Genomic DNA, 17,531 nt, shown 5'->3' on the forward strand with positions numbered 1-17,531 from the left:
TCGCAGCCCCCTTTATCTTGGCTCAAAATGTCTTCTTGAAAATTGGCTTATCAGCTGGACGATAAGCACAAGGATCATGAAGCAAAATGAGATTCCTATAATCATGCCCGGATCGTAATCGAACCCAGTGCCGAATGATGGACTATAATCGATCGCTTTGAACAAACGATATGCCGCTCCCGGATAACTCATGAAATACTCGACCATTAATAGATTGGACAATATATATACGAATAAGGAAGACAGATGTGTTAATATCGTCCCAAAGCTATTATAAAACATGTGTTTGTAAAAAATGAGGCGTTGGGTCAACCCCTTCGCTTTAGCCACTTGAATATACAATTTTCCTTCCTGTTCCGCGATGGACGCGCTCGTAATTCTTGCAATATACATAGTCGGGTAAATGGAGACCAGCACAGATGGCAAAATAAAAGAGTACCATCCTTCCGAGGAAAAAAAGCGAATGAACGGGACATAGCGAATGACAAACCACTGTATTAACAGCAAGACCAAAAAGTCAGGCAACGATTGAAATAACCATGTCGTCCAATTGCCCAAAAAATTAAATCTAGTTCTGGACAACCTATAGTCCATCATACCTTTCATAACGCCCAGACCGAAGCTTAACACCAACGCGGTTATAATGACAGCGAAGCTCTTGGACATGGCAATCAAGACGGCGGATTCGACGGTTTCGCCGTATCTGTTCAAGCCCAGACTTCCATTCTCTAGCAGCCCATTGACCAATCCCTTTAGATTGTCGCCGTATTTGCCCCAACTGAAGTTATACTCGGCCGTCACCCTGTAATGTTCCATCCCGATATCCAGATCCCGCGGGAACAAGACAACGAGAATGACCATAATTAATGAAAAAATACTGATACATAATGATCTTAAAATCTGTGACCGAAGACTCATGTTCTCCTCCCATCCTATTTTTTCTCCATATTCATCATATTTATATTCACGGCAGTCTATTAAAAACATTCTACTCGAATCGTAGTGAAATCTATAGTTAAAATTAACCAATGGTTATAAAAAAGGTGTGATTTTGTCTATTACTGACGGATTTTTGTCTATTGCTGATGGAATGTGTAGCTAAAAGAAAATGGAAAATACAAATTTTCCTGCGGAAAAAGGCAAGGAAGATGGGATAGATGGAAAGCGAGTTGATGGGGTGCAGCCATGAAAAAGGGGCATAGGATGTAATCCCGCCCCCGTTATTTCTGCGAGGTATATACTCAGCTGGATAAATATATCCTCTTATGACTCCGATATTGCGTGTTCCAGCGTTACAATCGCTTGATACACATCGTCTGCTGTAATTCCTGACTTCATAAAGTGTATCGACTCATTCGGATGCGTCGTGCCGCTAGCGATGTTTTTCAATGTTGCAGTATCCTGACTGGACAGCCCCAGATCGGTTAAACGATAAGGGAGATTCATACCGAGATAGAAGGGGAGCAACCGTTGTACTTCTGGCAGGTTGTCTTCCAATACCAACTGTACGAGAATGCCGTAGGCTACTTTATCGCCGTGCAGCAGAACATGCGTTTCTGGAGCGACGGTAAGTCCATTGTGAACCGAGTGAGCTCCCGCGATGCGTCCCAGATGGTCGCCGAATCCTCCAACCATTCCGCCAGTCATTATAATCGTTTCAACCACCTGCACGAATGCTGCCGACAATTGCTTCGTCTCGGCGTCTTGAATGCTTTGCCGCCCATGCTCCAAGAGAGTGGACTGACATAGACGGGCAGAGTGGTGGGCGATCTGAATGGCGATGGATGGATGTTCCAGCTTCCGAATCAGTACATCGGCTTCATACCATTTGGCCAATGTATCGGCAATTCCAGCCCTAAGGTAGGCGACTGGAGCTTGCAGCGCAATTCTCGGTTCGACCAGTACCATCAGCGTGCTTTTTGGAAATATAGTATAGTTCGTGAATTGTCCGTGCTCATTATAGAATACGCTTAACGGTGTCCACGCCGCACAGTTCGAGGCAAGCGTTGGCACCAGAATCGTGTCCAGCTGCGCCTCATTCCCGGCAGCTTTGACCACATCCATGACCTTGCCGCCACCGACGCCGAGAATGACATCGGCTTGCTCTGCCTGCGCATAACGGGCAATTCTTCGGGCTTCCTCTAATGTACACTCTCCATTGTAACGAAGATATAATAGGGTAAGCTTGGTCAGCTTAGGGAAAAAAGGCTTCGCTGCCTTCAAGGAGCGATCGCCATGCACGACGAGCACTCGCTTGTAAGTGTAGGGCTGCAGCAAACAATCCAGCTTATCCAGTATACCTGTTTCACAGTAATAGAGCGCAGGCGCTCCTCTGACGATTACTCGTTGTTCCATCGATGTCACTTCCTTTTCAGCATCCATTCAGGCTTGCCGAAGCCTTTGAACTGTTCATCGATAATTTGTTCAAATTCAGCTGATTCTACAGCTTCCTTCAAATCCTTCGCGAATTGCTTGTCCAGCTCTGCTGTATTTACGACCAAGCGGTTGCGATAGTCATCCGGCATATTTTCGAGCTTCAGAGCATCCAACAGATTCATTTTGGCAGCCAGCGCGAAGTTGCCGGGAACGAGCGACAGGTCGACGCTATCCGCCGCGCGCGGCAGCTGCCCTGCTTCTATCGGCTGGAGCACGAGTTGCTTCGGATTATCTTTCACGTCTTTCTCCGATACCCGCAACGGATCGATGTCATCTTTAATGGTAAGGAGTCCTGCATCTTGCAGCAGTCCTAATGTGCGTGCAAGATTCGTCGGATCGTTGGCAACTGCGACGGTGCTTCCAGCTGCAACTTCATCCAACGATTTGAATTTCGATGAATAGATGCCCATCGGTGCGGTCGGAACGGAGATGAGCTCAGACAATTGCAGCTTATTTTCTTTTGCGAAATTTTCCATGTAAATTTTATGCTGGAATAAGTTTGCGTTCAAATCACCATTGGACAACGCTAGGTTCGGCTGGACGTAATCACCGAATTCGATTACCTCGACCGTATACCCTTTTTTCTCCATAATCGGCTTGATTGCTTTAGTAACCATATCACTGTAAGGTCCAGCAGTGGCTCCGATTTTCAAAGCTTTGCTTTCTTCTTGGTTCGAGCCTTTGTCGCTGGTTGTGGTTGACGTGCTGTTGCCGCATCCGGCAAGCACACCAATCGCCAGGATGAGAGAGAGTAGGATTGCAGCTTTTTTCATGTTAAAATCCTCCATATGATGTGTAATATAATAGGTAAAAAGCTCCCTTTTGATCACGAAGCTATCCTAAAGATGGAATTCGGCATCGAATCTTGCATTCACTCTCGAAGTCCGGTGCTCATGTAGTCTTGCCTACACTCCGCGCCTTCTTCTTCGAGTTCTTGCAACCTTCTCGGTGCTGAAAAGTGAACGAACACGCACTCACTTAATTTAACGCTTATCCACTTTCTTAGCGATGTAATCTCCGCCGTATTGAATCAGTTGCACTAGGCAAACCAAGATGACCACCGTTGTGAACATCACGGTATTATCGTAGCGGTAATAGCCGAAACGAATGGCTAAGTCGCCAATCCCGCCTCCGCCAACGGTGCCTGCCATCGCCGAATAGGCAACTAGGCTGATCGCGGTAATGTTCACGCCTTGAATAATGCCAGGCTTCGCCTCGGGGAGCAGCACATCCTTTATAATCATCCACGGCGTAGCTCCAATTGAGACAGCTGCTTCAATGACCCCCTTGTCGATCTCGCGCAAGGCCGTCTCCACCAGCCGGGCAAAAAACGGGATCGAGGCGACCGATAGAGATACCGAGGCGGCCGTTGGGCCGATGGTGGTGCCTGTAATGAATTTCGTTACTGGCAGCAAGGTGACAAGCAAAATAATAAATGGGACCGACCGGATTATGTTGACGATAAAGCCCAATATATTTTTCGTCGGCGTGTGTTCCAGAAACAGACCCTTGTCGGTTACAAATAAGAGAATTCCAATAGGAAGACCCAGAATTAAGGCGGCAGAAAGCGAAATTCCTACCATATACAACGTCTGAAAGAAAGCTTTGTTCAGGTCAGGCAATAGTTGGATTAGAGAATCCGTCAGCATGGTAGATCACCTCCAGTCGATATGTACGCTCTCTTATATAATCGATAGCCCGCTGTACTTCCACAGCGTCTCCGATGAGCTCCAAGATGAGAATACCGAGAGGATTGTCACGGATATATTCAATTTTCCCATGCAGGATGTTGCCTTTAACCTGATAGGCCTGCAGAACATCGGTGATGATCGCTTCTTCTGCCTGCGGCGCAACAAAGTGAATTTTGACAATCGTTCCTTGGCAATGCTGGAGCAAGCGTTCAGGAAGGTTAAATTGGAACAGGCTGCTAATGAACGATTGGGTCATCGGATGCTTAGGCTCGGAAAAAATATCATAGACAGCTCCTTCCTCCACCACATTTCCGTCTTGCATCACGGCCATCCGATCACATATATCTTTCACCACTTCCATCTCATGGGTAATGAGCACAATGGTAAGCTTCAGCTCGCGATTGATTTTTTTCAACAGCTCCAAAATCGCTTGTGTCGTCTCGGGATCAAGAGCGGACGTCGCTTCATCACACAACAGCACATGCGGATCGTTCGCCAATGCTCTGGCGATGCCTACCCGCTGTTTTTGTCCGCCGCTCAGCTGGGCCGGATACACATTGCGTTTGTCGGACAGGCCGACCATCTCCAGCAGATCCGTGACGCGAGTGTCGATTTCTTCTTTTGATTTATGATTGGCCTTCAGTGCAAAGGCGATGTTCTCATACACCGTCTTGGAGCGAATCAGGTGGAAATGCTGAAAAATCATCCCGATCTTTAACCGGGCTTGGCGTAAGCCTTCGCCCTTTAAAGCTGTCAGGTCCACTCCATCGACGAAGATGTTGCCCGAAGTAGGCTCCTCCAACAAGTTGATGCAGCGCAGGAGCGAACTTTTTCCTGCTCCGCTTCGTCCGATAATACCGTAGATTTCTCCTTTGTTTATCGTTAAGGAAACGTTGTTCACGCCAACTACTGTAGATGATTTGCTTCTGTACTCCTTTATTAGATTTCTAATTTCTATCATCGCTCTCACCCCGCTATTCCTGTTGCTAGACACTCATGATACAAAAAAACCTCTTTCATAAGAGAAAGAGGTTGAACTGGCAATTAACCAACTTATCTCTCAGAATGTGATACATTCCGTAGGATTTAGCACCGTTTACTCTACTGGTAAGGTTGCCGGACGTCATAGGGCCTATTCCCTCAGTCACTCTTGATAAGGTAAAATATGAAGTTTTGTAGTGAAAATAATACACATGAAAGATTTGCTTGTCAATAAAATTTTCAATATTTATTTTCAAACTGGAAATGATATCTTTCCGTGGTATAATTTTTTGTTGGGGATATACAAACACACCAGAGGTGAGTTGATTGAAAACGGAAAAGGTTAACATTTTTGAAATGACCAAGGACATCAATCAATATGCGAATTTTGTAGTTGGTGAAGTCAATGATCACGTGGTTCGTGCTGCCGTCATTGATGGTGATTTTCACTGGCATAAGCATGAAAATTGTGACGAGCTCTTTCTGGTGGTCGAGGGAGAATTATTGATAAATTTTGAAGATCGAACGGAAACATTGCTGCCTGGTGATGTATATACAGTGAATGCGAACGTGCTCCATCGCACTCGTTCGAATGGCAGAACGGTTAACCTATGTTTTGAAAAGGCTGATAATGATATAAACGGAAACGAAATGGATGGAATAAGCAACAAACAAAAAAGACGTGTCAAATTTCGTAAATTCGCACGCCTTTTTTATTGCAGATAAACTCTGGCCGCCCTTGAAGCGGTCTAGTATGTTATCGAGATAAGCTTCATGTGCCGAATCTCTGCCGATACCCGCACTTCCTGCATAATTCCTCTACAGCTTCTCTTCTGGAAAATCCAAAGTACAGATTATTCGCTCTTTCACCTTCTACAATTTCAGAGAAAGGAGTGCTGTTAATATTGCCTAAATTAATGACGCCCTCGCCATCCAGACAGCAGGGCACGACCGTTCCGTCGACCAGCACGGCCGCTTGACTCCGAAGCGCATGACAGAAGCCTTTGCCATCATCCTCCGGAGCTTGCAGGCTCGGCCATTGAAATTCATGGTCCTGATTCAAATAGATTCTGTCGGCGATTTTGACTCCGCTGCCTGGCATCACTTTTTCTTCTATTTTGTAGTCCAGATTAAATTCTTTTTCTAAAATGGCCAGTGTTTCCCGGTTTCTGCTCTTTATCGAATTTGTTGCATTGTCTTGGTCCAAATTCCATAACCTGAACGATATGATGACATTATGCTCAGCCGCTTCCCGCACAAAAGAAAGAATATCAGCCAAGTATCCCTCTCGATTTTCCGACCCCTCATGTCCGTCGAAGCTGTGCAGCGAGAAGTTCATTTGGCGCAGCGCCGGTTTCCCCAGCAGCTTATGCCTATTTTTATGAATAAGTGTTCCATTCGTCGTAATATTGACCTTGAACCCTTTTGCATGGCTGGCATCCAGCAACTCATCGATTTTGGGATGAAGGAGGGGCTCGCCTTTGACGTGAAGGTAAATATGATTCGTATGCGGTTTAATCTGATCCAATATGTTGTTAAAGGTGTCCGGCTTAATGAAATTAGCCTTGCGAGCCGTTTGCGGGCAGAAGCTGCAAGCCAGATTGCATACGCTTGTAACTTCGATATATACCTTTTTGAAAGTTTTCAAGACTTGTTCCCCATTCTATATCTTTCTGTAAATACTCAGGTCGTTGCCGACATAGACTGATTGCGCATCTGATTCTATATTGTACTAGAAACATCAGGCTTATAGAAGGCTTTCGTTCTATGGGCAAAATGATAGGACACGTTCCAACGATTAGCAAGGGGGATGGTTGAAACAAGCTATGACGAGGAGTGCTGCATGAGGAGGGTTAGTTGGCTGCTGTATAAGGTGGGCTGCATTGTTTTCCGTGGTCATTTCCGAGATTGTTACCGCGGTTGATGCAAGCTCCGTTGGAAAACGTACAGTGGAATGTGTCGATTAGGCGGGTAAACGGTATGCAGATTGTATTTAGTCCAATGGAATTGGCTGTTTCTTAGCAATTGCTGCGAAATGAGTGCCAAACCATTGGATCATTTCCAATGGAGCCTGCCGTAAGGAGGCTTGATCTGCTGTTCCATTGGACAAAATCCAATGGAGGATGAGACAAAGGGCAGACCGTATGCAGATGCAGGTTTTGTCACCATCGAGCATGTATGATGATCGTATGCAGTGAGCCCTGACTTTTTGCCTGTGAATCTCTCAACCCTCGGATTGCTCCGACAATCATTCGAGGCCATACTTTCTACTAAGAGAGGAGGGGACGAAATCATCCTTTTGCTCACTAACCCCTTGATTCAGAAAAGGAGAATCCTATCGAGGCAATCAATTGATAACGTTCAATCGCTCTTAACTGCTTGGATAAACTAAAAAAGAACATGAATTGCCCTATAACTCATCCACGAAGCCATTATCTTCAGCTCCTGAACTGTTCCGTGCACAATCTGAGTCAATGGGAGAGTGAATCAAAGGGTACATCGAAGGCTACAGCTTCGCTCAATCTGAATCAGTGGGAGAGTGAATCAAAGGGCACATCGAAGGCTGCGGCTTCGCTCAATCTGAACCAGTGGGAGAGTGAAGCAAAGGGTACATCGAAGGCTGCGGCTTCGCTCAATCTGAACCAGTGGGAGAGTGAAGCAAAGGCACATCGAAGGCTCAGCTTCGCTCAATCTGAAGCACGGATGGCGAAACCGAATTCACAAAAAAACTCAAGCCTTATTTCAGCTTGAGCTTATAGCACACCACCTGTGCTGTCTGGGTTAGTCCCTCATTCGGCCGAATCGTTGCGGAATGGACTTAGCAGCGCCTTGGGGATGTTAGTTTCGAATCGCATGTTGGTTCCTGTGGTCGGATGCACAAAAGCCAATACCCGCGCATGGAGTCCGAGCCGGCCAATCGGCTTTGTTTTCGCTCCGTACTTTTTATCCCCTACAATGGGATGTCCGATATCCTGCATATGGACACGGATTTGATTTTTCCGTCCTGTCTCCAGATGGACCTCCAATAAGGAGAAGTTCCGATTGGATTGCACGGTCTTATAATGAGTGATGGCATGCAAGCCATCATTTGGATAGGGGCTCGAATACATTTTTAACGTTTTGCTTTCTTTCAGCCACGAGGAAATCGTACCCTCCGGCTTCTTGACCAATCCCTCCACCAGCGCGATGTAGGAGCGCTCCTGCACCATATCCTTCCACGATTGCTGCAGCTTCTGCTGCACCTTCTCACTCTTCGCGAACATCATGACTCCGGATGTATCCCGATCCAGCCGGTGCACGACAAAGATCCGATGCTTGGGATTGTCTTTGCGAACGTGCGTCGTCAGCTGCCGATAGGCTGTCAGCTCTTGCTCTTGCGCTGAAGCGATCGAGAGCAATCCGGCTTCTTTTTGAATGACGATAATGTCTTCGTCTTCGTGTAGAATGTTAAGCCCAATGAAAGGGGGCTCATCGGATATTCTATCCTTGGAAATCGTGATAGTGTGCCCAGGCTGAAGCGGGAAATTGTATTTCGTCACCACCCGGTCATTAACGGAGACTTGTCCGCGCGCCAATATGGATTTAACAGAGTTGCGTCCCATATTGGACATTACAGTCAATAAATAGGGCAGCAATTCCATCGGTTCCGTGACCGTATACCGTTTAGGCGCGGAATGGTGGCTGGAATGTGAATGATGTGCTTTCTTCTTCATGTCATACCTCCTGTTACATCGCTAACGAAGCTCACGAGAAGCAGACGACGGTAAAATCTTCTCCATCCAGTTCTAGCCTCGCATATCGAATGTTCTTACTATAGCAAAAAGCCCGTTCGGATGCACGGAATCCCGTCGTGAACAAGGGAATTCAATACCGTGCGCACAAAGGCCATGATATAATGGGTCAATGTGATTTCGATTATAGACGTCGTTCGTTAGTTTGTTAATTATAGCCAATCTTGTATTAAAATGGGATAAAAAAGGAGTTATTGCAATGATATCGATGGACCAAGCGCGAAGCACGTTGAAGCGGGTGTACGGCTACGATGACTTCCGCGCGGGACAGAAGCGGATTATACAATATATTATAGAAGGAAAAAATACGGTGGGCATCATGCCGACGGGAGGCGGGAAATCGATCTGCTATCAGCTTCCCGCACTGCTCCTGCCGGGCGTGACACTGGTCGTATCCCCTCTCATTTCGCTTATGAAGGATCAGGTTGATGCGCTGCATAGCTTGGGTGTCGAAGCGGCCTTCATCAACAGCACACTAGAGCTCGGGGAAGCGGGAGGCATTTTGCGCCAGGCGCAGAACGGGCGCTTGAAGCTGCTCTACGTGGCCCCGGAACGGCTCGAAAGCGAATGGTTCCGAGAGCGAGCCAAGACGCTCCCTATCTCGTTCGTGGCCGTGGATGAAGCGCACTGCGTCTCGCAATGGGGGCACGACTTCCGCACAAGCTACCGGGCCATCGCCCCGTTCATGAGAGAACTGGAGGAAGCCGGGCGACCGCGGCCGTTGATGGCGGCGTTCACGGCGACCGCCACGCCCGAGGTGACCGAGGATTTGACCCGGCTTCTGGAGCTCGGAGATTCGGAGCTAGTCGTCACTGGTTTCAAGCGGGACAACCTGACCTTTACCGTGCTGCGCGGGGAAGAGCGCAAGGCGTTCGCGCTGGATTACGTGCGCAGGCGCGAGCATCAAGCGGGCATCATATACGCTTCGACCCGCAAGGATGTGGAAGATCTGCACGAGATGCTCCGTCGTGCGGGCGTCGCGGCCGGCCGCTATCATGCGGGCTTGGACGACGAGGAGCGGGTGCGCATGCAGGAGGCATTCCTGTACGACGACGTCCGCGTCATCGTGGCGACGAATGCGTTCGGCATGGGCATCGACAAGTCGAACGTGCGCTATGTCCTGCACTATAACATGCCGAAGCATATGGAAGCGTATGTGCAGGAGGCGGGCCGTGCAGGGCGGGATGGCGAGCAGAGCGAGTGCGTGCTGCTGTTCCATCCGCAGGATATTTTGACGCAGAAATTTTTCATTGAACAGAGCGAAGCGTCTCCGGAACGGAAGACGCACGAATATAAGAAGCTGCAGTCCATGATCGACTATTGTTACACGACAGGCTGCTTGCAGAACTACATGCTGCGTTACTTCGGAGAAGAAGGGGAAGAGCCGTGCGGCACGTGCGGCAGCTGCAAGGACGAGCGCGAGTCGATCGACATTACGACGGAAGCGCAGAAGATCTTCTCTTGCATCTATCGCATGCGAGAGCGGTTCGGCGTATCGATGGTCGCTTCCGTGCTGAAAGGCTCGCGCAATAAGAAAGTCATTCAATACGGCTTCGAGAAGCTGTCGACGCATGGGGAAATGCGCCACTTGACGGAGAAGGCCATTGCCGATCTGATCTATGTGCTCATTGCCGAAGGCTATTTGCAGCTGAGCGAGGGCCAATATCCTGTCGTCCGTCTGCTTCCGCCTGCGGCAGAGGTGCTTAAGGGACAGCGGCAAGTGACGCAGCGTGTAGCTAAGTCGTTGAAGCCGAAGACCGCGTCAGCTGTGGATGAAACGGTATTTGAACAGCTGCGGCTGCTGCGGCGTGAACTGGCCCAGAAGGCAGGTGTCCCGCCGTATATCGTATTTAACGATAGCACCTTGCGTGAATTGGCGGAGGTGCAGCCGACCACGGAAGCAGACATGCTGCGCATCAAAGGGGTCGGTGAAGCGAAGCTGAAGCAATTCGGCTCACCGTTTTTGGCGTTTTTTCAGCAACGGGATGAAGAGGCAGCCAAGCTTGATAATCAGGAGGAATGGATATGATGGAAGATAACGAAATAACTACCCTTGCATCTATTGAGGATTTCATGAAGCTGGATGTGCGCGTTGGCACGATCGTAGAGGCCGAGCCGTTCGAGAAGGCGCGCATACCGGCGATTAAGCTATATATTGATTTCGGACCGCTCGGCAAGAAGCGCTCAAGCGCGCAGATTACAGAGCGTTACACACCAGACACGCTCGTCGGTCGGCAGGTTGTGGCGATCGTGAACTTTCCGCCGCGGCGCATTGCGGGCTTTGATTCCGAGGTGCTCGTCCTAGGCGGAGTTCCGAACAGCGGAGATGTCGTCCTGCTTCGACCGGACGAGGAAGTCCCGAACGGAACGCCGATTGCGTAAGCGGCGGGCATGTCCCGGCTGTGCAGATGAGAAAGGAGCTACCATGAAAGTTGTACTTACTACGTTGAACGCGAAATATATTCACACCTCGCTCGCCATCCGCTATTTAAAGGCGAGTTGCGAGCATGAATTCGATGTCGAACTAGCCGAATATACGATTAAAGATCCGTCGATGAATATCGTCTCGGATCTGTATCAGCGGAAGGCAGATGTTATCGGATTCTCCTGCTACATTTGGAACATCGAAGAAACGATTCAAGTGGTCAGCATGTTGAGAAAAGTTCGACCTGACGTGCGCATTGTACTGGGCGGACCAGAGGTGTCCTATGACACTGACTATTGGATGAAGCGGCTGCCTGACGTCAACTTCATCGTCATCGGCGAAGGGGAGGAGACATTCCTTCACCTGCTCCGTGAAATTCGCGATGAACAGAAATATCACTTTGTATTTGGACTGGCGTACCGCAAGGGAGAAGAGGTCATGATCAACTCTCCCCGTCCGAAGCTGGACCTGAATAACATTCCTTCACCGCACCGTTTTGCGGAGGATATTCCGACTCTGGGCAAACGTGTCGTCTACTTCGAGACGAGCCGCGGCTGCCCGTTCAGCTGTCAGTTCTGTCTGTCGAGCATCGAGGTGGGTGTGCGTTATTTTGATATTGAACGGACTAAGGCAGACTTGATCTATTTAATCGATAACGGCGCCAAGCTGATTAAGTTCGTCGATCGGACGTTCAACATTAAACGTGAGTATGCGATGGAAATGTTCCAATTCCTCATTGATAACCATCGGGGATGCGTATTCCAGTTCGAGATTACGGCGGACATTATGCGTCCAGAGGTGCTCGACTTCCTGGCGGAGAACGCGCCTCCCGGTATCTTCCGATTTGAAATCGGCGTGCAATCGACGAACGATCCGACGAACGAGCTCGTCAAGCGGCGTCAGAACTTCACGAAGCTGACGCGCACGGTGACAAAGGTGAAGGAGAGCGGCAAGATCGACCAGCACTTGGACCTTATCGCAGGCTTGCCGTTGGAGGATTACGACACGTTCCGCAAAACGTTCAACGATGTGTTTGAGCTTCGGCCTGAAGAGCTGCAGCTGGGCTTCTTGAAAATGCTGCGTGGAACAGGATTGCGTCTGGAGGCGGACAAGTACGGCTATGTCTATATGGATCATGCGCCCTATGAGATGCTTGGCAATGAGGTGCTGCCGTTCGAGGATGTAGTCCGCTTGAAGCGATTGGAGGACGTGCTCGAGAAGTACTGGAACTCGCATCGCATGGACCGCACGATGGAGCATCTCATGCAGCGTGAATTTGCATCTCCGTTTGATTTCTTTCAGGCGTTCGGGGATTATTGGGAAGCGAATGGCTGGCAGAAGATTGGCCATCAGCTGGAAGATTTGTTCGTGCGGCTGAGCTCCTTCCTGACCGACCATGGCTTACAGCGGTCTGACGTGGCGCATGGTCTGATGAAGATGGACTACTTCATGAACCACAAATACAAGCCGCGCAAAATATGGTGGGACGTCGCGGTGAGGAAAGAGGAAGCCCTGCATATGCTGCGCGTGGCTGCGAATCATCCCGACCGGATCTCAGAAGACTTTGCCGCACTTGGTCTCAGTGAGAAGGAGCTGCTTAAGCACGCGGTCGTGGAACGGTTGCCGTTCGATACAGCCCAGTGGCTGCATCTGGAACCATCCGTTGCGGAAGCTGTGTCCGTACAGCAGGGGGCGAAGCTGGAAGAACCGACGATCCTTTTCGTGCTGTACCAACAGACGGATGACGAGACACCACTCCTGTTCGCTATACCAGAACGCGTTATAGCCGGCAAGTAAGGTAGTTAGCTGATAGCAGCCGTTTTGTTTTTCAAGTGCCGCACTCCAAATTCAAGTAAGTAGATGCCGCAAGAACAGCCCTAGATAATGTCGAAGTTTGTCGCATTAATATTCCGTATTTTAATAGTCCAAGTCTGATTGAATAAGGTAAGGATCTAAAGATACAAATTTTTTTGGGGAAACATCTCTTCTGGAATGTGACACAAATAGACTATTCGTGATAGAGTGCTGCAGAGAGTTTTCCTAACCAGCGCCGTTGCGAATGCCTGTTCTCTGGGTCTTGAACGTAATATTGATGAAGGCGCAGATGGTTCACTCATCTTCCATATCGGGTTAGATGGCTGCAATGCAACGATACTGAGAGGCTACAGAAAATATAAGGAAAAAAGTCATGGTCTTTTTAGCTCATTTATCTCTGGTAATTATTCCTGTATAGTATATCGGTGTTAAAAAAGAGATAAATGTTCTAGGAGGAAAAGACCTTGAAAAGTTGGTTACAAAGATGCACTGTGATCGTTGCTAGTGTTGCAATCCTGTTCGGGGGCATCTCGCAAGCGGGAGCAGAACCGGTATTGAATTGGGTAGAAGGAACGGGTCAATCCATCGATATGGGTGAGGGTTTGGCGTCCTTTACGCTGCAAGAAAATATGATCTTTTTGAATGGCAAGGATGCACAGACGTTCCAAACGGAGAGTGGCGGCAAGCCGTCCGGCGAAGAAATTGGAGCTGTGTTCCCTGCAGCTGAAGATGCGACTTGGGGCGTATTCATTGAATATACCAATTCCGGTCATATCAAAGACGATGAGAAAGATAAGATTGATGCAGATGAGCTGCTTCAGAGCTACAAGAACGGAACCGAAGCTGCGAATGAGGAGTTGGATCCGAGCCGACACCTATTCGTGGATAGCTGGGATATCGAGCCTTCCTATAACGCAACGACGAAGCGGCTAACGTGGTCACTGCTTGCGCACAACTCCAGTAATGAGAAGATTGTAAATTACAACGAACGGATTTTGACGCGTGAAGGTTATATTTCCATCGTTCTGGTTTCTGATCCCGATCATCTGGCGGCAGACCGTGTCGAAATGGAGAAGACGGTACTGTCTAGCTTTAAGGTGAAGGAAGGAAAACGGTACGAGGATTTCGATAAATCTACCGATAAGGTGGCTGAATACGGCCTTACCGGACTCGTACTTGGCGGTGCGGGTTTGGCCGTTGCCAAAAAAGTCGGATTTTTGGCGCTAATTTTGGGCTTGTTCAAAAAGTTCTGGATCGTGGTAGTAGCTGCGATCGCCGGGCTATGGCGCCTTATTACGGGGAAAAAGAAAAAAGAGGAAACTACGGTTCCGCCTTCTAATGATGACACTCCACAGTCGCTGACATAGGAAGATGGATTCTGCCGGTATGTGATATGGCAGGGCATCATCTTTGGAAAGTGTGGACATGAGGAGAATGAATAGATGACAGCGATGATGAAATATCGTTCGCAATCCGATCCAGACACGCATACGCAGAGCGCAAAAGAACTGTTCAACCTCGTATGGGAGCTGCTGGAGAAAACGACCCGCACGCAGGAAGAGACGGATCAGATGATTCATGCGGCTCATGCTTCCCGGTATCATTGGGGGGTAGCAGGAAATGAACTTCAATTCGCACGGGGAGAATGGCAAATTTCCCGCGTATATTCGACGGCTGGAATGGCTGAATCCGCGATGTATCATGCGAGACGGTGTGTGGATATATGCCGGAAATATAACCTAGGCGCATTTGATATGGCTTACGCCTATGAAGCTCTGGCCAGAGCTTCCAGTCTGCTGAATAAAGCGGAGGATGTAGAAGGTTATATTTCGAGGGCGGAAGAGCTTGCCCGGCATGTTGAGAACGAAGAGGATCGCCGTTATCTTACAGATGACTTAAAGACAATATAACACCGATATGACGCATGAATAACGCAACGCAGCGTCCCTATGCTTGAATGGCAAGGAGTTTTCTCCTGGCCGTCCGGCATGAGGGACGCTGTTTTTGCTTTATATTTCTTTTCGGCTGAAATACATTAATCCCGCACTCAGGAATGCGATGAAGCTGCCGGCAATGATGAACAGCAGCGTCTCCATCGGCATGTTGAAAGCTCCGTAGTTATTATCGCTAATCAGCAGCATGGATCGAGCCGGTTGGGACCAGGGATACCACGGCCCGTACGTCTCCGAGCTGACGACAAGCATGTTCGGCAGCGTCAGCATGACGTTGATCGCGAGCGGCGCCGCGAAGCTGGCCCAGGCCGTGGAGACGAACAACTGCAGCGCGGCAAGCGGAAGCGTGGCGAACCAACCGCTGCATGCGCGTCTAGCGAACTCGTCCCACGGAACAATATTCATCTCATATCCCTTCAGGAAGCCGACGGCAATAATACCTGCTGTGAACAGCAGTTGAGCCAGCGCCAGCAAGAGCACAACGTGGAGGAACTTGGCCATATATAACCCGCTGCGCGATACAGGCAGGGCGAGGAGCTGCTTCCAGCCCCCGCCGTTATGTTCATAGCGGCATACGAAGGCGGAGAATACGCCTGTCAGCAGCGGCAGGAACAAAAGGGCGTGTATGCTGGCCATAATAGTCCACAGCAGCGGCCAAGCGTTCAACTCGGCATCCCTGTTCATCTCAAGCAGGCCGAGCAAGGACGCGAGCAGTGGACTGACGAATATTAGGAGCCAGATATTTGACTTGCGCAGCTTCATTCCTTCCGAATGGAACACATTCATAAAGGATTTCATGCTAATTCACATCCCTTCTGGCAAAATGGACGAGGCTTGCCGTGTAGATGACGGCGCCTGCCGCCAACCCGGCCAGAACGGAATATTCGGGCACGTCCGCCGCGTTTACTAAATGCGGCCATTTCAGCGGCATCCAATCCGGCATTTTTATGGAATACAGGGACAAAATCGTGCCCATGATTCCGCAGGTAAGCGGGATGGCTTGATTGCGCATCACGATGGACAGCCATAGCTGCAGGGCCAATACCGGCATGGTGGCAAACAATGGATAGAAGCTGATGATGAACAGTCTTTGCCAAGGAATATCCCAACCGAATCCGAGTCCGGCGCCGAGAAGGATAGAGCCGGCCGCAAGCAGCACACAGGCGCTAAGCAGAAGGATGAGGTTGAGCGCGAATTTGGCGGTAAAGACGTGAAAGCGCGATACGGGCAGCGCCAACAGCTGCTTCCATGAATTCAGCCGATGCTCCAGTCCGGCGATCATCGACGCAATGAGCGTAATGCCGAACAGAAGCGCCGGCGCAGCCAAGTATTGAACATTATTCAGCAAGCCGCCCCACAGATCATCGGCATACAACTTCGTCAAATAGTCATAGCGCAGGCTGAAGTTGATCGCTTGCAGACTGACGACGCCGAACGGACCAAGGAAGATGAGCAGCCAAATCCACGTGCGGCGGATTTTCATAAAATCGGACGACAGCACCTTGCCTATCATTGTCTGCTCCCCTCCCCGGTAAGAGCCAGGAACATCTCTTCGAGCGATTGGCGTTTCTCTTCCACCCGGTAGACGGAATGGTTGTTGCGAACGAGCAGCTCGACAATGGCGGCTACCTTGTTGTCCGGTATGTAATCGAGAATTAACGATTCCTCGTTGAATTCTGCGCTGCAGCCAGAGGAGGCAAGCGTACGGAATGCCTGCTCCGGGTTCGACACCGCGATTTGAATGCGATGCTGCGCCCGATTGTGCAGCGAGTCGATCGTGTCTTGAAATACCATCTCGCCGTGCTGGATGATACCGACGCGATTCGCCATCTGCTCCACTTCGCTCAACAAGTGGCTCGATACGAGCACCGTAATGCCGTGCTGCTGCGGCATGCTTTTAATCAGCTCGCGAATTTCCAAAATACCGGACGGGTCCAGTCCATTCGTCGGCTCGTCTAGAATGAGCAGCTCAGGCTGGCCCAGCAAGGCGCAAGCGATCCCGAGCCGCTGCTTCATGCCGAGGGAGTATCCCTTCACCGGGCGCTTCGCATCCTGCGTCAAGCGGACGATGGACAATACTTCATCGATGCGGGACTTCGGCACATCCAGAATTCGACGAATCGCCTCCAAATTTTCGTATCCTGTCAAATGACCATAGTAAGACGGGTATTCGACCAAGGAGCCGACCTTTTTCAAGATCGACATCCGGTGCTTGTGCAAGTCTTTGCCGAAAATGTGAATGCGGCCCTGGCTCGGGCGAATCAGACCGAGCAGCATGCGAATCGTCGTCGTCTTGCCCGCGCCATTCGGACCGAGAAAGCCGTAAATATCTCCGGACCGTATGTTCAATGTAACTTGATTCACTGCTTTGCGCGCGCCATATTGCTTCGTTAATCCTTGAGTCTGAATAATGAACTCACTCAACTGGAATCACCTCGGT

General features: G+C 49.4%; 16 protein-coding genes, 1 pseudogene and 1 riboswitch. Of the genes and pseudogenes, 7 read left to right on the plus strand and 10 right to left on the minus strand.

The genetic code is table 11. The features are described from left to right. Positions 1-12: 12 nt before the first annotated feature. The 5 genes from M3650_RS07805 to M3650_RS07825 all read right to left on the minus strand — a co-directional run bounded on the left by M3650_RS07805 (position 13) and on the right by M3650_RS07825 (position 5,088). A complete protein-coding gene (locus M3650_RS07805; protein WP_251573635.1) occupies positions 13-861 on the minus strand; it encodes an ABC transporter permease subunit in 849 nt (282 codons plus the stop codon). Positions 862-1,263: 402 nt separating this feature from the next. Further along, positions 1,264-2,355: an iron-containing alcohol dehydrogenase family protein gene (locus tag M3650_RS07810; RefSeq protein WP_251573636.1), complete on the minus strand. Its 1,092-nt coding sequence runs from the start codon at positions 2,353-2,355 to the stop codon at positions 1,264-1,266. A 5-nt stretch (positions 2,356-2,360) separates the two neighbouring features. Further along, positions 2,361-3,209: a MetQ/NlpA family ABC transporter substrate-binding protein gene (locus tag M3650_RS07815; protein WP_251573637.1), complete on the minus strand. Its 849-nt coding sequence runs from the start codon at positions 3,207-3,209 to the stop codon at positions 2,361-2,363. A gap of 210 nt (positions 3,210-3,419) precedes the next feature. Beyond that, entirely contained in the window at positions 3,420-4,085 is a 666-nt protein-coding gene (locus M3650_RS07820; RefSeq protein ID WP_019419545.1) for a methionine ABC transporter permease, read from the minus strand. After that, positions 4,051-5,088: a methionine ABC transporter ATP-binding protein gene (locus M3650_RS07825; protein ID WP_251573638.1), complete on the minus strand. Its 1,038-nt coding sequence runs from the start codon at positions 5,086-5,088 to the stop codon at positions 4,051-4,053. The genes M3650_RS07820 and M3650_RS07825 overlap by 35 nt, the downstream gene beginning before the upstream one ends. A gap of 89 nt (positions 5,089-5,177) precedes the next feature. Then, a riboswitch (SAM riboswitch) is annotated at positions 5,178-5,287 on the minus strand. A 178-nt stretch (positions 5,288-5,465) separates the two neighbouring features. On the opposite strand from M3650_RS07825, the pseudogene M3650_RS07830 reads away from it, so the two are divergent. After that, a pseudogene (locus M3650_RS07830) lies at positions 5,466-5,744 on the plus strand (cupin domain-containing protein); the annotation flags it as partial. Between the two features lie 136 nt (positions 5,745-5,880). Here M3650_RS07830 and M3650_RS07835 read toward each other — a convergent pair. Then, complete coding sequence (locus M3650_RS07835; RefSeq protein WP_251573639.1) at positions 5,881-6,756, minus strand: radical SAM/SPASM domain-containing protein; 876 nt, start codon at positions 6,754-6,756, stop codon at positions 5,881-5,883. 809 nt (positions 6,757-7,565) lie between these two features. On the opposite strand from M3650_RS07835, the gene M3650_RS07840 reads away from it, so the two are divergent. Next, a complete protein-coding gene (locus M3650_RS07840) occupies positions 7,566-7,859 on the plus strand; it encodes a hypothetical protein (protein WP_251573640.1) in 294 nt (97 codons plus the stop codon). 38 nt (positions 7,860-7,897) lie between these two features. On the opposite strand, the gene M3650_RS07845 is transcribed toward M3650_RS07840, so the two are convergent. Continuing rightward, entirely contained in the window at positions 7,898-8,821 is a 924-nt protein-coding gene (locus M3650_RS07845; RefSeq protein ID WP_251573641.1) for an RluA family pseudouridine synthase, read from the minus strand. A 277-nt stretch (positions 8,822-9,098) separates the two neighbouring features. Between M3650_RS07845 and recQ the strand changes: the two genes are divergently transcribed. The 5 genes from recQ to M3650_RS07870 all read left to right on the plus strand — a co-directional run bounded on the left by recQ (position 9,099) and on the right by M3650_RS07870 (position 15,049). Then, positions 9,099-10,928: a DNA helicase RecQ gene (recQ, locus tag M3650_RS07850; protein WP_251573642.1), complete on the plus strand. Its 1,830-nt coding sequence runs from the start codon at positions 9,099-9,101 to the stop codon at positions 10,926-10,928. After that, positions 10,925-11,281, plus strand: a complete 357-nt coding sequence (gene csaA, locus M3650_RS07855) for a chaperone CsaA (protein ID WP_251573643.1) — start codon at positions 10,925-10,927, stop codon at positions 11,279-11,281. Before recQ ends, csaA begins: the two co-directional genes overlap by 4 nt. Before the next feature lie 43 nt (positions 11,282-11,324). Beyond that, a complete protein-coding gene (locus tag M3650_RS07860) occupies positions 11,325-13,121 on the plus strand; it encodes a B12-binding domain-containing radical SAM protein (RefSeq protein WP_251573644.1) in 1,797 nt (598 codons plus the stop codon). 482 nt (positions 13,122-13,603) lie between these two features. Continuing rightward, positions 13,604-14,506 (plus strand): DUF2167 domain-containing protein, encoded by a 903-nt coding sequence (locus M3650_RS07865; protein ID WP_251573645.1) that lies wholly within the window; start codon positions 13,604-13,606, stop codon positions 14,504-14,506. A gap of 75 nt (positions 14,507-14,581) precedes the next feature. Next, on the plus strand, positions 14,582-15,049 hold the full coding sequence (locus tag M3650_RS07870; protein WP_019421572.1) for a hypothetical protein: 468 nt from the start codon (positions 14,582-14,584) through the stop codon (positions 15,047-15,049). A 99-nt stretch (positions 15,050-15,148) separates the two neighbouring features. Here the strand turns inward: M3650_RS07870 and M3650_RS07875 are convergent, their stop codons facing one another. Genes M3650_RS07875 through M3650_RS07885 form a run of 3 tightly spaced genes read right to left on the minus strand, consistent with a single transcriptional unit; the run spans position 15,149 to position 17,515 of the window. After that, entirely contained in the window at positions 15,149-15,889 is a 741-nt protein-coding gene (locus M3650_RS07875) for an ABC transporter permease (protein WP_251573646.1), read from the minus strand. A 1-nt stretch (position 15,890) separates the two neighbouring features. Further along, positions 15,891-16,604 carry an ABC transporter permease gene (locus tag M3650_RS07880; RefSeq protein ID WP_251573647.1) on the minus strand — a complete coding sequence of 238 codons (714 nt, stop codon included), beginning with the start codon at positions 16,602-16,604 and terminating at the stop codon, positions 15,891-15,893. After that, complete coding sequence (locus M3650_RS07885) at positions 16,601-17,515, minus strand: ABC transporter ATP-binding protein (protein ID WP_251573648.1); 915 nt, start codon at positions 17,513-17,515, stop codon at positions 16,601-16,603. Before M3650_RS07885 ends, M3650_RS07880 begins: the two co-directional genes overlap by 4 nt. Positions 17,516-17,531: the final 16 nt, after the last annotated feature.

The organism is Paenibacillus sp. MER TA 81-3 (assembly GCF_023713585.1).
Lineage (GTDB): Bacteria > Bacillota > Bacilli > Paenibacillales > Paenibacillaceae > Paenibacillus_B > Paenibacillus_B profundus.

Bases quoted from the DNA above. Each gene is read 5' to 3' on its own strand.
- M3650_RS07805 (WP_251573635.1), bottom strand. From the start codon at position 861: ATGGTCATTCTCGTTGTCTTGTTCCCGCGGGATCTGGATATCGGGATG.
- M3650_RS07810 (WP_251573636.1), bottom strand. From the start codon at position 2,355: ATGGAACAACGAGTAATCGTCAGAGGAGCGCCTGCGCTCTATTACTGT.
- M3650_RS07815 (WP_251573637.1), bottom strand. From the start codon at position 3,209: ATGAAAAAAGCTGCAATCCTACTCTCTCTCATCCTGGCGATTGGTGTG.
- M3650_RS07820 (WP_019419545.1), bottom strand. From the start codon at position 4,085: ATGCTGACGGATTCTCTAATCCAACTATTGCCTGACCTGAACAAAGCT.
- M3650_RS07825 (WP_251573638.1), bottom strand. From the start codon at position 5,088: ATGATAGAAATTAGAAATCTAATAAAGGAGTACAGAAGCAAATCATCT.
- M3650_RS07845 (WP_251573641.1), bottom strand. From the start codon at position 8,821: ATGAAGAAGAAAGCACATCATTCACATTCCAGCCACCATTCCGCGCCT.
- recQ (WP_251573642.1), top strand. From the start codon at position 9,099: ATGATATCGATGGACCAAGCGCGAAGCACGTTGAAGCGGGTGTACGGC.
- csaA (WP_251573643.1), top strand. From the start codon at position 10,925: ATGATGGAAGATAACGAAATAACTACCCTTGCATCTATTGAGGATTTC.
- M3650_RS07860 (WP_251573644.1), top strand. From the start codon at position 11,325: ATGAAAGTTGTACTTACTACGTTGAACGCGAAATATATTCACACCTCG.
- M3650_RS07870 (WP_019421572.1), top strand. From the start codon at position 14,582: ATGACAGCGATGATGAAATATCGTTCGCAATCCGATCCAGACACGCAT.
- M3650_RS07875 (WP_251573646.1), bottom strand. From the start codon at position 15,889: ATGAAATCCTTTATGAATGTGTTCCATTCGGAAGGAATGAAGCTGCGC.
- M3650_RS07880 (WP_251573647.1), bottom strand. From the start codon at position 16,604: ATGATAGGCAAGGTGCTGTCGTCCGATTTTATGAAAATCCGCCGCACG.